Source organism: Streptosporangium vulgare (genome assembly GCF_042428775.1).
Lineage (GTDB): Bacteria > Actinomycetota > Actinomycetes > Streptosporangiales > Streptosporangiaceae > Streptosporangium > Streptosporangium vulgare.
Window position 1 is genome coordinate 506,049 of sequence record NZ_JBHMBS010000001.1, and the last position, 13,754, is coordinate 519,802.

Annotated in this window: 10 protein-coding genes; 7 read left to right on the forward strand and 3 right to left on the reverse strand. The window is 72.3% G+C overall.

Annotation, left to right across the window (positions count from 1 at the left end; genetic code table 11):
• The first annotated feature begins 21 nt into the window (after positions 1–21).
• Complete coding sequence (locus ACFFRH_RS02220) at positions 22–1,260, forward strand: DNA polymerase IV (RefSeq protein ID WP_386153690.1); 1,239 nt, start codon at positions 22–24, stop codon at positions 1,258–1,260.
• A 147-nt stretch (positions 1,261–1,407) separates the two neighbouring features.
• Positions 1,408–1,821 (forward strand): SCO2097 family morphological protein, encoded by a 414-nt coding sequence (locus ACFFRH_RS02225; RefSeq protein WP_344747391.1) that lies wholly within the window; start codon positions 1,408–1,410, stop codon positions 1,819–1,821.
• Positions 1,822–2,045: 224 nt separating this feature from the next.
• On the opposite strand, the gene ACFFRH_RS02230 is transcribed toward ACFFRH_RS02225, so the two are convergent.
• The 3 genes from ACFFRH_RS02230 to ACFFRH_RS02240 are packed head-to-tail and all read right to left on the reverse strand — an operon-like array spanning position 2,046 to position 6,702.
• Positions 2,046–4,475, reverse strand: coding sequence for a transglutaminase TgpA family protein (locus tag ACFFRH_RS02230; RefSeq protein WP_386153693.1), 2,430 nt, complete (start codon positions 4,473–4,475; stop codon positions 2,046–2,048).
• On the reverse strand, positions 4,472–5,728 hold the full coding sequence (locus tag ACFFRH_RS02235) for a DUF58 domain-containing protein (RefSeq protein WP_344747381.1): 1,257 nt from the start codon (positions 5,726–5,728) through the stop codon (positions 4,472–4,474). The genes ACFFRH_RS02230 and ACFFRH_RS02235 overlap by 4 nt, the downstream gene beginning before the upstream one ends.
• Positions 5,725–6,702 carry an AAA family ATPase gene (locus ACFFRH_RS02240; RefSeq protein WP_344747382.1) on the reverse strand — a complete coding sequence of 326 codons (978 nt, stop codon included), beginning with the start codon at positions 6,700–6,702 and terminating at the stop codon, positions 5,725–5,727. Before ACFFRH_RS02240 ends, ACFFRH_RS02235 begins: the two co-directional genes overlap by 4 nt.
• A 488-nt stretch (positions 6,703–7,190) precedes the next feature.
• Here ACFFRH_RS02240 and mraZ point away from each other — a divergent pair, with 488 nt between their 5' ends.
• The 5 genes from mraZ to ACFFRH_RS02265 all read left to right on the forward strand — a co-directional run bounded on the left by mraZ (position 7,191) and on the right by ACFFRH_RS02265 (position 13,749).
• Positions 7,191–7,622 carry a division/cell wall cluster transcriptional repressor MraZ gene (gene mraZ / locus ACFFRH_RS02245; protein WP_344747384.1) on the forward strand — a complete coding sequence of 144 codons (432 nt, stop codon included), beginning with the start codon at positions 7,191–7,193 and terminating at the stop codon, positions 7,620–7,622.
• A 225-nt stretch (positions 7,623–7,847) separates the two neighbouring features.
• Positions 7,848–8,840, forward strand: coding sequence for a 16S rRNA (cytosine(1402)-N(4))-methyltransferase RsmH (gene rsmH / locus ACFFRH_RS02250; protein ID WP_344747393.1), 993 nt, complete (start codon positions 7,848–7,850; stop codon positions 8,838–8,840).
• Positions 8,841–8,883: 43 nt separating this feature from the next.
• Positions 8,884–9,333 carry a cell division protein FtsL gene (gene ftsL, locus ACFFRH_RS02255; RefSeq protein ID WP_344747385.1) on the forward strand — a complete coding sequence of 150 codons (450 nt, stop codon included), beginning with the start codon at positions 8,884–8,886 and terminating at the stop codon, positions 9,331–9,333.
• A 1,100-nt stretch (positions 9,334–10,433) separates the two neighbouring features.
• The gene (locus ACFFRH_RS02260; RefSeq protein WP_446697418.1) at positions 10,434–12,164 is read left to right on the forward strand and encodes a peptidoglycan D,D-transpeptidase FtsI family protein; all 1,731 of its coding nucleotides are present in this window, start codon (positions 10,434–10,436) and stop codon (positions 12,162–12,164) included.
• A 40-nt stretch (positions 12,165–12,204) separates the two neighbouring features.
• Positions 12,205–13,749, forward strand: coding sequence for a UDP-N-acetylmuramoyl-L-alanyl-D-glutamate--2,6-diaminopimelate ligase (locus tag ACFFRH_RS02265; RefSeq protein ID WP_386153699.1), 1,545 nt, complete (start codon positions 12,205–12,207; stop codon positions 13,747–13,749).
• Positions 13,750–13,754 lie beyond the last annotated feature (5 nt).

The window sequence follows — 13,754 nt, forward strand, 5'->3', positions numbered from 1 at the left end:
CTGTTCCCGTAGGATGACGCTGTGTCGAGAAAGCAGCAGATACCGCGTCCGGGCTCCGATCTGGGGGCGGACGACACCGGCTGCCCGATCCTCCACGTCGACATGGACGCCTTCTACGCGGGCGTCGAGCTGCGCGACCGTCCAGAGCTCCGGGGCACCCCCGTCATCATCGGCGCGCCCGGGGCGCGCGGGGTGGTGCTCAGCGCCACCTACGAGGCCCGGAGGTTCGGGGTGCACTCGGCCATGCCCATGACCCGGGCCCGGCGGCTCTGCCCCCAGGCGGTGATCATCCCGCCCAGCCGGGGCAAATACACAGAGGTCTCCCGGCGCGTCATGGAGATCTTCCAGACCTTCACCCCCGAGGTCGAGCCGATCGCCTCCGACGAGGCGTTCCTCGATGTCGGCGGGGCCCGCAAGCGTCTCGGCCCACCGGCCGAGATCGCCCGGATGATCCGTGAGCAGGTCGAGCGCGAGCAGGGCATCACCTGCTCCGTCGGGGTCGCCAGCAGCAAGTTCGTGGCGAAGCTCGCCTCCCAGCACTGCAAGCCCGACGGCCTGTTCGTGGTGCCCGCCGACCGGGTGGTCGACTTCCTGCACCCGCTCCCCGTGGCGGCCCTGTGGGGCGTCGGGGAGCGCACCGAGCAGTCACTGGCCCGCCTCGGCATCAAGACCGTCGGCGACCTCGCCCGGGTCCCGCTGGACACCCTCCAGCGGGAGCTGGGCCAGGCGGCGGGCGCGCACCTGGCGGCGCTCGCCTGGGGGCGCGACGAGCGCCCGGTGACCCCGGACGTCCCCGACAAGAGCATCGGCGCGGAAGAGACTTTCGCCACAGACATCGCCGACCCCGCGGAGATCCGCAGGGAGCTGCTCCGGCTCTCGGAGCGGGTCGCCGCCAGGCTCAGGAGGGGCGGCAGCGTCGGCCGCACGGTCAGCGTGAAGCTCCGCCGGGCCGACTTCACCACCCTCTCCCGGTCGCGGAGCCTGCGCGAGCCCACCGACGTCGCCAAGATCCTGTACGACGTCTCCTGCGCCCTCTACACCGCCTCCGGCCTGGAGAACGTCCATCTGAGGCTGGTCGGCGTGCGGGTGGAGAACCTCAGCCCGGCCGCCGGGGCGACCCGGCAGCTCGGCCTCGGAGAGCGCGAGACGGGCTGGCGGGAGGCCGAGCAGGCGATGGACAGGGCGGTCCGCAGATTCGGCAACGACGCCGTCCTCCCGGCCTCCCTTGTTCGCCCTCCGTTTGATGGAATAGATCCATGATTACGCCTCCGGTTTGGACTACGTTGGACGTTTTCTTTCGTCTACGTCTACAGCCTCGTATTCTGGGGATAACCGACCGCGAGGTTCGGACACCCCGTGTCGTCCGTCACCGTCTTCCCCGTCCTGGGGCTGTCCTTGGGAGGCGCCGTGCCGCTCTCTGAGCACGAGCAGCGCTTGCTCGACCAGATCGAGCAGGCCCTCTACGCCGAGGACCCGAAGTGGGCCAATACCGTCAGGATCAGTGATCCCCGCAGCCACTACAGGCGCCGCCTGGTGAAGGCCTTCATCGGCTTCATCCTGGGCGTCGTCCTGCTGATGGTCGGCGTAGTGATCAACAACGTCCCGCTCGGCATCCCGCTCGGCGTCGGCGGTTTCGTGGTCATGCTCGCCGCATGCCTGTGGGGTCTGTCCAGCTGGAAGCGCATGAACGGTTTCGGTGAGGCCAACGCGGCCACACCCGCCGATCAACCGCGAGGCAAGGGCGGGCGCCGTGCCGGCTCCCGCCAGAGCTTCATGGAGCGGATGGAGGAGCGCTGGCGCCGTCGCCACGACGAACGCTAGCCCGGCGGGGCCCGCCGTCCCCGGCGGCCCTCCCTGACCGATCCCCGTGACGACGAGGGTCACTCCCGGTGCGGGAGCGGCCCGCGTCATCCGGCCGGGTCCGCCACCCCGTCCTGAAGGTTACTGTTCCGTACCTCCCTGCGGCCGAGCATCCCGGCCCGCGCCCCCGACCGCCGTCCCCTCGGTGATCGGGACGCGCGACCACGTCCCGATCACCGAGGGCGCTAGGCGCCCTTCCTGGCCGGCCTGCGGAGCCGGATGTTCTCCAGGCGGTCGAAACCGTCCAGCACCCGCCCGCCCAATGCCCGCATCCGCAGGAGCGTGGAGGGCGGCAGCAGCACCGCCCTGATCCGCCTGCCGCGGGTCACGGTGGCCGCCAGCGCCCGCCGCACGCTCCGCACGTCCTCGCGGAGGGTGCCGATCTCGCCCGGGGTCCTGGCGTAGAGCGTCCGCTCCACCGCCGAGGCGATCCTCGCCAGCGCGGCGGCGGCCTCCGGCTCGAACCGGTACTGCGCCGCCAGCCGCCCGGCCAGCGCGCGAGGGCTCTCGCTCGCCTGCCGGGACATCCCGTAGTCGCACAGGACGTCGTCGAGCTCGGTCCACGCGGCCGTCACCGCCGGCTCCCGCCGGACCTCCCTGACGACCACCCCGGCCGCCGCGCGCGAGGCGGAGTCGCCGGGATCCGGCTCCGCGGCCCGCCGCGTGTAGGCCCTGTCGCGGCGGAGCCGCAGCTGCCAGCGGACCAGCGCGGGGATCAGCGCGACCAGCAGCGCGATCGCGACCCCGATCCCGATCTTCGCGGCGAGCGGCATCCCCTCGTCCAGCGGGGTCAGCGCGCCGCCGAACTCCCTGTCGAGGATCTCGCCGCGGCGGTCGTTCGCCGATCCGGTCGGCGAGTCGGAGCCGGTGGGGTCCGACGACGGCGCCGAGCTCGGCTCGTCGGGGGTGTCCGGTGCCACCTCGGGCAGCGTGTAGGACGGCACCGTCGCGCTGCCCTGGCCCGCCCCGCCCGCCGGGGTGGGCTCGAAGCGGAGCCACCCGGTGCCCTCGAAGTACAGCTCGGGCCAGGCGTGCGAGTCGTGGGTGCGCACCTGCCACCCGCCGGAGGTGACGCTGCCCCCGGTGTAGCCGATGGCGACCCGGGAGGGGATGCCCAGGACACGCGCCAGCACGGCCATGGAGGCGGCGAACTGCTCGCAGTAGCCGGTCCTGTTGCGGATCAGGAAGTCCGTCAGCGCGGGGCCGTTGTGCCCCTGGGTGGCCAGGCTGTAGGTGAACCCGCCGCTGTCGGTGAAGAACTCCTGCAGCTGGATCGCCTGCTCGTATGCGCTGGAACCCCGCTCGGTCTGCTGGAGGGCGAGCTGCCTGATCTCCTCCGGCAGGTCCTCCGGCAGCGCCAGGTAACGTTCCCTGATCGCCGTCGCGGGCGGGGCGGCGCTCTTCAGCCGGTCCGCCGTGGGCTCGGGCTCGGCGGTGACGGCCTGGTACGTCAGGCCCCCCGCGGTGTTCCGCGTGGAGAAGACCATGAGCGTGTCGCGGTCGGGCCGCCAGTCGCCCGCCACCGTGACCTTGGACACCGGATAGGGCAGGGGAAGGAAGCTCAGTCTCCTGACCTGGTCGCTCACCGTGACGGTGAGATTCGCGGGCGTGACGGGCACGCTCGTGCTCTGGCCGGGGGGCGCGGGCATCGGCGAGTCGGAGGTCCGGTCCTCGGGACGGCCCCTGGGCTCCGACATCGTCCACTGCTCGCCGTCGAAGATGTCGAGCGAGTACATCCTCAGGTAGCGCGGCGTGCTGTCGCTGGCCTTGTAGGTCAGGACGGTGGAGTTCTCCGGCAGCGACAGCTGGCCGCGCAGGTTGACCATGGGGTTGGGGATGCTGATCGAGTTGCCGCCGCCCCTGCCGTTGCCCACGCCGAAGCCGAACAGCGGGTTGGGCTCCATGGTGGGCAGCAGCGCGGGCAGCAGGACGGCGAGCGCGATCGCGGTGAAGCCGATGCGCCTGCCGGAGAGCCGCAGGGCCCCGCTCTCGGAGGGCGTGGGCCGGGTGACGGTGAAGGACGACGTGCGGCGCACCAGCACCGCGCGGCCCCAGTGGCTGACCCGCTCCCGCCCGTCGGCGACGAGGATGCCCAGGTAGCCCAGGGCCCCGATGATGAACGCCGGCCAGCTGATCGGCTCGGCGATCACCGCCGCCGGGACCACGAACAGCGCCAGCAGCGGCAGCCCGGTGAGGGCCGCCCTGCGCAGCCGGGCGGCCAGCAGGTCCACCAGGACGGCGATCAGGCCGACGCCGCCGCAGGTGAGCAGGACGATGCCGGCGCTGTCGGGCACCGGGGCGGCGAACCGCTGGATGTCGGCGAAGCCCGTCGTCAGCAGCTTGTCGAGCCTGGCGATCGACTCCCAGGTGGGGACCACCCTCGCCCACGCCTCGTCACCGGCGAACACCGCCGTCAGGTAGATCAACACGGCCAGCGCCTGCGCGGGCGGCGCGAGCCAGCCGGGCAGCGTGTAGTGGCCGGCCAGCACGCCGATCCCGGTCACGACCAGGATGGCGCCCACGCTCGACCAGAACCAGGCGCCGCCCTGGAAGAGCGGGTAGAGCGCGATCGCGACCGCCCCGGTGGCCACGCCCGACGCGATGGAAAGTCTCATGAGCCACCCCTGCTCGCCGCGAACCGTCCGCGCTGCGCGACGTCCTGCCACACGCTCGCGACGGAGGCGCCGGCGGGCAGCCGCACGACGCGCCAGCCCGTCCCGGTGAGCACCGACCGCGCCGCCTGGAACTCCTCGTCCTCGCCCAGCTCGGGATGCTCCCACGCCTCCACGTCCAGCATCACGGCCACGCCGGTCATGTTGCCGTGCCTGACCCTGGACAGCTCCTGAGCCTGGTCGAGGTCCATCTTGCCGAGCACGGCCACGATCAGGCCGTCGCCGCCGCCCTGCCGCAGCGCGCCGACGCCGTACTCCAGCGACCGCGCCGTGCTGGCCCGTACGACGGCCAGGGTGTCCAGCAGCGACAGGCTGAGCCCGCTGTCGGTGAGGTGCTCGGCCCCCTGGTCGGTGACCAGGCGCAGGCCGAGACCCTCGTGGGCGAGGTGCACGCCGATGGAGGCCGCGGCCGAGACCGCCGCCTCGAACGACGAGCGCGGGCCCTCGCCCCGGTGGGCGTAGCGCCGGGTGTCCAGCAGCAGCGCGCCCCTGCTCTGCCACTGCTGTTCCTCGCGCCGCACCATCAGCTCGCCGTGCCTGGCGGTCGAGCGCCAGTGCACCCGCCGCAGGTCGTCGCCCTGGCGGTACTCGCGAGGCGCGACGTCGTCGTCCCCGGCCGCCGCCACGCTCCTCGTACGGCTGTCGCCCCCGCCCGTCCACTCACCGGCCAGGCGGACGTGGGGCAGGGCCACCACCTGGGGTGTGACCATCAGCGTGTCGCTGATGGTGAACGACCTGGTCAGCTCGACCAGGCCGAAGGGGTCGCTGATGCGGATGGAGAGCGGGCCGATGGTGAAGCGCCCGCGCAGGTCGGAGCGGACCCGGTAGTCGATCTCCCGGATCCCCTGCGCCTCCACCCGGTCCAGGACGAACCTGGGCCGGGCGCCGAGGGCGTAGGGAACGGTGTCCTCGATCATCAGCAGGCCGGTCGGCAGCCGGGTGACGTTCTCCAGCCGCAGTGTCACGGTGGCCTCGCTGCCCACCTCGGCCCTGGGCGGGTCCAGGCGCCGGGCGCAGCTCAGCCGGTATCGGGTGCGGGCGACCACCATGGCCGCCAGCAGCGGCAGCGAGATGATCAGCACGCTGATCCTGAGCAGGTCGTGCTCGCCGAGGATGAAGGCGCACAGCAGCGCCGCGACGCCGGACGCGATGAAGGACCGGCCGCGGGCGGTGAGCGCCTTGAGGCCGGAGGTCACCGGGCCTGGGCCTCGGGCACGGGCACCCGGCGGACCAGGTCGGCGATCACCTGCTCGGGCGGGCGGCGCTGCCCCTGGGCCTCGATGCTGGGCAGCAGCCGGTGCGCCAGGACGGGGACGCACAGCTCCTGCAGGTCGTCGGGGATGACGTAGTCGCGGCCCGCGAGCGCGGCGTGCGCCCGAGCGGCCCTGACCAGCTGCAGGGTCGACCGGGGGGAGGCGCCCAGCCGCAGGTCGGGGGACTGGCGGGTGGCGGTCACCAGGTCGATGGCGTACTTCTTGATCGGCTGGGAGACGTAGACCCCGCGCACCGCCTCGATCAGCGCCTTCACCTCCTCGGTGGTGGCCACCGGCTCCAGCTTGTCCAGCGGGGAGGCGGCGCCGTGCACGTCGAGCATCTCCAGCTCCGCGGAGGGCGCGGGGTAGCCCATCGCGATCCGGGCGGTGAACCGGTCGCGCTGCGCCTCGGGAAGGGGGTAGGTGCCCTCCATCTCGATCGGGTTCTGCGTCGCGATCACCATGAAGGGGGAGTCGAGCCGGTAGGTCGCGCCGTCGACGGTGACCTGGTGCTCCTCCATGCACTCCAGCAACGCCGACTGGGTCTTCGGCGACGCCCGGTTGATCTCGTCGCCCACCACGATGTTGGCGAAGACCGGGCCGGGCTTGAACTCGAACTCCCTGGTCTGCTGGTTGTAGGCGCTCACTCCGGTGATGTCGCTCGGCAGCAGGTCGGGGGTGAACTGCACGCGCCGCACCGGGCAGTCGATGGACCGCGCCAGCGCCTTGGCGAGCATGGTCTTGCCGACTCCGGGCACGTCCTCGATGAGGAGGTGCCCCTCGGCGAGGAGTACGGTCAAGGTCAGGCGGACGACGTCGCTCTTGCCCTCGATCACCGATTCGATCGACTGGCGGATCCGGTGCGCGGTGACAACAAGATCATCGAGCTGTGGTGAGACGTCATGGGTTACTGCCACCAGGCCTCCATGAGGGTGCGGCGGTTGCGCGCCGGGGGGTTGCCGTTGCGGAATCTTTGCGATCCCGTTACTCATTCTGCTTACCGACACTACGGCGCCGTGCGTTCCCCGGCGACTTTATGCGGCCATCAGGGATGATTCCGGGTAAACAGCCCTAGTGTGTGCGCCGGCTGTCGCGGTCCTGTACGGGTGGCGTGCCGATCCGGTGACGAGGCGGGGATTCGTCTTCCTCATTCTTCACCGCTCCGCGATTTATTTCATGATCTTTAGCCTATTCGGCGGCCTTGCCCGACACGCCCATGGCGTACGAGGGGCCGCTTACCCCCTCCACTCCGCACCACCCCATTTGAACTGGGGAAATGGCGGTGAAACCCGTCGTGAAGAGGCGTGGAATCAGTTGACGGTGGAGAGAAGTGGAGTATGGTGGTGCGCAGTGGAGGGCAGGGCTGTGACGCCTGGCGCTCCGCTGGGCACGGGAGGTGAGGCCGGTGTTCCTCGGCACCCACCACCCGCGTCTCGATGACAAGGGACGGCTGTTCCTGCCGGCGAAGTACCGCGAGGAGCTGGCGGAGGGTCTGGTGATCACCAAAGGCCAGGAGCGCTGCCTCTACGTCTTTCCCGTAGAGGAGTTCCAGCGCATAACCGAGGCTCTGCGCACCGCGCCGGTCACCGCCAAGGCGGTCCGTGACTACAGCCGCGTCCTCTTCGCCAGTGCCTCCGACGAGGTCGCCGACAAGCAGGGCCGGATCACCGTTCCACAGGCTCTGCGCGAGTACGCCAGCCTGCGCCGCGACTGCGTGGTCATCGGGGCCAACACCCGGCTGGAGATCTGGGCCGCGGACGCCTGGAGCGCCTATCTGGCCGACCAAGAGCAGGCTTTTGCCGATCTGTCGGAGGAGGTGCTGCCAGGGATTCTGTGACTCCACGGTCGACTCATCGGTAAAACGTCGTTCGGCGAGGTCTCCACCCGCAACCACCTGCCCGTCAGCTGATGCACCTTCCCCGGTGTCAGGTGAGGGGCGGACACGCGGGTGCGGATGGGGACCTGGCCGGACGGCCCCGGGGGTGGGGGCCAGTTTCAAGACACCGGTGAGCGTCCGCCGCGCGTCCACGGGACGAGGCGGGAAAGAGGGGGGTTGCGCTTCATGCGCGCCGAGAACCACAACCATGATCTCCAAGCACCTGGGGGTCACGTCCCCGTCATGCTCGACCGGGTGCTGGAGTTGCTCGCTCCGGCGCTGGCCCGCCCCGCTCCCGTCCTCGTCGACGCCAACCTCGGCCTCGGCGGCCACGCCGAGGCGCTGCTCGCCGCGCATCCCGCGCTCCACCTGATCGGGATCGACCGCGACCCCACCGCCATCGAGCGCTCCACCGCCAGGCTCGCCCCGTACGCCGGCCGGACCACGCTGGTCCGCGCGGTCTCCGACGAGCTTCCCGAGGTGCTGGCCGAGGTGGGGCACCCCCGCGTCGACGCCGCCCTGTTCGACCTGGGCGTCTCCTCCCCGCAACTGGACGAGGCCGAGCGGGGTTTCGCCTACTCCTACGACGCGCCGCTGGACATGCGGATGGACCGCGACGAGGAGCTGACGGCCGAGGTCGTGGTCAACACCTACCCGGCCGCCGAGCTGATCCGGATCCTGCGGGATTACGGAGAAGAACGATTCGCCCCGCGTGTCGCGCACTTAATCATCAAGGAAAGGGCCAGAGAGGCCATAACGTCTACCAAGCGGCTTGCGGAGATCGTCAGGACGGCGATCCCGGCCGCTACTCGCAGGACCGGGGGAAACCCCGCCAAAAGGACTTTTCAGGCGTTGAGGATCGAGGTGAACGCGGAGTTGACGGCGCTGGAACGCGCGCTCCCGGCCGCGCTCGACGCATTGACGCTGGGCGGGCGCGTCGTCGTGCTCGCGTACCACTCCCTTGAGGACCGGCTGACGAAGCAGGTCATCACCGCGCGGACCAGGGACACCGGCCCTCCGGGCCTGCCGGTCCCGCTGCCGGCTCACCAGCCGCGGTTCGCGCTCCTGACGAGGGGGGCCGAGCTTCCGAGCGAAGAGGAGGTGGCCCGCAACCCGCGGGCGGCCTCCGCCCGGTGTCGGGCGGCAGAGAGGATCCGTGAGGCAGTTGACGAGGAGTGAGACAGACGTCCGTCGCGCCGCGCCCAGCCGCGGCGCGCGCCCTGTGCGCGTCCCCCGCGCGGTGCCGCAGGGATACGGGACCAGGCCGGTCGGGCCCGCACCCGCCGCCGCTCCGGCCGCGCAGGTCAAGGCGCCCGCGGCGCCCCGCCGCGCCCGGCCGCCGAGGACTCCCTTCCTGCTGCTCGTGGTCGGCCTGCTCTGCGGCGGCCTGGTCAGCCTGCTGCTGCTGAACGCCGTGCTCGCCCAGGACTCCTTCAGGGCCAACGGGCTGCGCAACGAGATCAGCGACCTGCGCAACCAGAAGGAGAGCAAGAAGAGCGCCATCATGCGACAGGAGATGCCCGAGGCGGTGGCGAGGAACAACGAGCTCCAGGGGCTGGGGCCCGACTGGGACACCGCGCGTGTCATCGACCCCGACAAGCCCGCCGTCGGGGTCGCCGGCGACGTCCAGACGCCTGCTGGGCAGGAGCGAGTGCCGGGCACGGGCCGGTGAGGGAGACCGGCGGCCCGGGTCCCGGACAGGGGCGCGGCGGCTCCACCGGAGGGCCGGCCGGAGGTTCGGGCCGCCGTTCTCCGGGCGGTCCCGGCCGTGCGGCCAGGCCCGGCGACTCCCCGGACGTTCCCGGCAGGCCGGGCAGGCCGGGCTCCGGCGACGCCGGGTCCTCAGGTGCTCCCGGTGCTCCCGGCGTGCCCCCCTCCCCGCGCAGGTCTCCCGGCTCGGGGAAACCCGGTTCCGGCGGCTCCGGCCGCGCGGGTTCCTCCGGCGGGGCCCGGGAGCCCGACGGGCCGGGCAGGTCCGGTTCGCCGGGCCGGCCGCCCGGTTCCGGCCGCGCGGGTTCCCCCGACGGGCCGGGCTCCCCGGGCAGGCCGTCCGCGGGTTCCGGCAGGGGAGGCTCTCCCGCCAGGGGGCAGGGAGGCGACGGGCCGGCCAGGCCGGGTGCCTCCAGGGGACGGCCGTCCCCGGCCGACGGTTCCGGCAGGGGGCGGGGGGCCGGCAGGCCCGGCTCCGCGGGCAGGCCGCCCGCCCAGGGCGGGTCCGGCCGGGCGTCCGCCTCCGGCGGTTCCGGCAGGGCGGGCTCGTCCGGCAGGCCACCGGCCTCGGAAGGCTCCAGCAGATCCGATAAATCTGATAAATACGACAAATCGGCTAAGCCGGGCAGGCCGGGCTCCGCGGCGAGGCCGCCGGCCGCGGGCCCGTCCGGCAGGTCCGGTTCCCCGGGCCGGCCGGGTCCCGCGGGCAGGTCCGGTTCCGGCGCGCGACCGCCCGCCTCCGACGGGCCGGGCCGGGCCGGACGGCCGGACGCCAGGGGCGGTTCCACCGGTGCCCCCGGGGCCGCCGGCAGGACCTCCGGTCCCCGGACGGGCAGGCCGGGCGGGCCTCCGGGGCCCGGCACGCCGCGCAGGTCCCCGGGTCCCGAGACGCCGCGCGGGCCGGTGCGGTCCTCGCGGTCGGAGGAGCCGCCCGACCCGCTGGGCTGGGTGCGGTCCGTGCCGAGGCGTGGTGGCGAGCGGCCGGGGGACCACGAGCACACCCGCACGGTGACGCGCGGCGGCGGTGGCAGGCCGCCGCGGCCTCCGGCGCGCCCGCCCTCGGTGCTGCGCCTGGGCAACCCCCGCAGGCGCATCGGCATCGGCCTGATGGCGATGACCTTCGTGCTGTCCATCTTCGCGGGGCGGCTCATCCAGCTCCAGGGCCTCGACTCGAAGGTCTACACGGCGGAGGCGGCCAAGCAGCGCGTGCAGGGCGAGAAGCTGCCCGCCAGGCGAGGGTCGATCACCGACGTCAACGGCCACGAGCTCGCGCTCACCCTGGAGGCCCGCGAGGTCTTCGTGGACCCGTCGGAGGTCTCCGCCACGCAACGCGACCGGGTGGCGACGATCCTGGCCAAGGAGCTGGGCACCCCCAAGGAGCCGATCGTCGCCAAGCTGGCCCAGAGCACCAGCCACTACCAGCAGCTCGCCGCGGCCGTCGACCCGGCGCTCGCCCAGCGGATCATGGCGTACGACCTCAAGGGGGTCGGCAGCAAGCACCGCTACCGGCGCGACTACCCGGGCGGTGACCTGGCGGGCACCCTGCTGGGGTTCGTCGGCACCGACGGCACCGGGCTGGCCGGCCTGGAGAGCACCTACGACAAGCTGCTCGCGGGCCGTGACGGCGAGCAGATCATCGAGACGGGCGCCAAGGGGCAGCGCATCCCGATGACCCGCAGCACCGTCCGGGCGCCCGTCGAGGGCAGGGACGTGCGGCTCACCATCGACCGCGACATCCAGTGGGCCGCGCAGAAGGCGATCGGCGAGCAGGTGAAGGCGACCGGGTCGCGCACCGGCAGCGCCATCGTGATGGACACGCGGACCGGCCGGGTGCTCGCGATGGCCAACGCGCCCGAGCTCGACCTGAAGAACTGGATGAACGCCCCCGACGCCGACCGGGTCAACCGGTCGGTCACGGACGTGTTCGAGCCGGGCAGCACCAACAAGGTCATCACCGCCGCGGCGGCCCTGGAGTCGGGGGCCGTGCGGCCGGAGAGCCTGTTCACGGTCGCCGACGAGATCAGGTGCGCCGACCGGGTGCTGAAGGACTCCCACCCGCACCCCACCGAGCGCCTGACCTTCTCCGGCATCGTGGCGACCTCCAGCAACGTGGGCACGATCCTCGCCACCCAGAAGATCGGCGACGAGAAGCTCCACTCGATGCTCCAGCGCTTCGGGTTCGGCACGAAGCCGGGCACCGGGCTGCCGGGGGAGGAGGCCGGGCTCCTGCCCGACTGGAAGAGCTGGTCGGGCAGCCAGCGCTGCACGATCGCGTACGGCCAGGGGGTCTCGGTGACGGCGCTCCAGACGGCCAGCGTCTACCAGACCATCGCCAACGGCGGGGTGCGCGTCACCCCGCAGGTCGTGGCCGGCACCACGGGGGAGAACGGCGCGTTCACGCCGTCCCCGCCGGGCAAGCAGACGCGGGTGGTCGGCGAGCGTACGGCGCGGGAGATCGCCACCATGCTGGAGGCCGCCGTGAGCGAGGAGGGGACCGGCAACCTCGCCGCGATCGACGGCTACCGGGTGGCGGGCAAGACGGGTACCGCGATGCGCTACGACACCAGATGTCAGGGCTACTGCGGATACACCGCGACATTCGTTGGCTTCGCCCCCGCGGACAAGCCCCGGCTCGTCGTCCTGGCGGTGCTCCAGGACCCCCAGGAGGGCCACTACGGTGGGGAGATCGCCGCGCCGGTCTTCAAGAAGGTGATGACGTTCGCGTTGAAGAGCGGGAAGATCCCGCCGACCGGAACCAAGCCGTCCCCGGTGCGGATACGCGCCGGAGAGTGACGAGTGAAGGTACGCTCTCGCCGTGCATCCCCCGTCGTCAATGCGACCCTCAACCAGTTCACCCCGTCCGCTCTCGGGGCTGGCGAGCCTCATCGGCGCGCCCTCGGGCACGTCGCGAGCCCCGCTGGCCGCCGTGTCCGGGATCACCATCGACTCGCGCCAGGTGCGCCGGGGAGATCTCTACGTCGCGCTGCCGGGGTCCACGGCCCACGGGGCCGACTTCTCCGCCCAGGCCCTCGCCGCGGGTGCCAGCGCGATCCTGACCGACGAGGCGGGCAGGCGGGCCGCGGTCGCGACCGGCCTGCCGGTCCTCGTCGTGCCCGATCCGCGCGCCCTGCTCGGGCAGGTCTCCGCCTGGGTGTACGGCAACCCGGTGGCGGACGTGATGGTCATCGGGGTCACCGGCACCAGCGGGAAGTCCACCGTCACCTTCCTGCTGGAGGCCGGTCTGCGGGCCGCGGGACACAGTCCCGGGCTCGTCGGGGGCGTGGAGATCCACGTCGGCGAGCTGCGCTTCACGCCGAAGCTCACCACGCCGGAGGCGAGCGACCTGCAGGGCCTGTTCGCCCTGATGCGCGAGCGGGGCGTCACCGCCGCCGCGATGGAGGTCTCCAGCCACGCGCTGGCGCTCGGCCGGGTCGACGGGGTGTTCTACGACGTGGCGCTGTTCACCAACCTGTCCCAGGACCACCTCGACTTCCACCGTGACCTCGACGACTACTTCGCGACGAAGGCCAGGCTGTTCACCCCCGAGATGAGCCGCGTGGGGGTCGTCAACATCGACGACGCCCACGGGCGGGAGCTGCTGGGCATCGCGAAGATCCCGATGACCACCTTCTCCGCCGAGGGCGCCGTCGAGGCCGACTGGCGGGCCGTGGACGTGCGCCTGGGCCCCGAGGGCAGCGCCTTCACGGTCGTGGGCCCCGGAGGCGTCGAGGAGGCCGCGTCGGTCGCCCTGCCCGGCCCCTTCAACGTGTCCAACGCGCTGGGCGCGATCGTCGCGCTGGTGGAGGCGGGTGTGCCGCTGCGGGCCGCGGTGGCGGGCGTCGGTACGCTGGCGGGGGTCCCCGGCCGGATGGAGCGGGTCCCGGGCGGCGAGGACTTCCAGGCCATCGTCGACTACTCGCACAAACCCGGCGCGGTCGAGTCGGTCCTGCGCTCGCTGCGCGAGGTCACCGAGGGCAGGCTCATCGTCGTGCTCGGCTGCGGAGGTGACCGTGATCGTGGTAAACGCCCAATGATGGGAGAAGCCGCCGCAAGGCTGGCAGATGTGGCTATTCTCACCAGCGACAACCCCCGCTCTGAGGACCCCCTGCGGATCCTCGCGGAGATGATGGACGGAGTTCTCGGCGTGTCCCAGGACGGGCGCGCACATGTGATCATTGAGCCGGACCGCGCCGCGGCCATCGACCTGGCCGTCGGCCGGGCGGGTCCCGGTGACGTCGTCGTCGTGGCCGGCAAGGGCCACGAGCAGGGCCAGTACGTCGGGGACCAGGTGCTTCCCTTCGACGACAGGCAGGTCGTGGCCGACGCGATCGGCAGGCGCAGGGACCGCACCGGGCGCCGAAGCACGTATGGAGAGTAGGGAAG

What these genes read in the sequence shown, in the direction of transcription:
- rsmH (WP_344747393.1), top strand. Translation starts at nt 7,848, where the DNA reads ATGCGCGCCGAGAACCACAACCATGATCTCCAAGCACCTGGGGGTCAC.
- ACFFRH_RS02265 (WP_386153699.1), top strand. Translation starts at nt 12,205, where the DNA reads ATGCGACCCTCAACCAGTTCACCCCGTCCGCTCTCGGGGCTGGCGAGC.
- ACFFRH_RS02230 (WP_386153693.1), bottom strand. Translation starts at nt 4,475, where the DNA reads ATGAGACTTTCCATCGCGTCGGGCGTGGCCACCGGGGCGGTCGCGATC.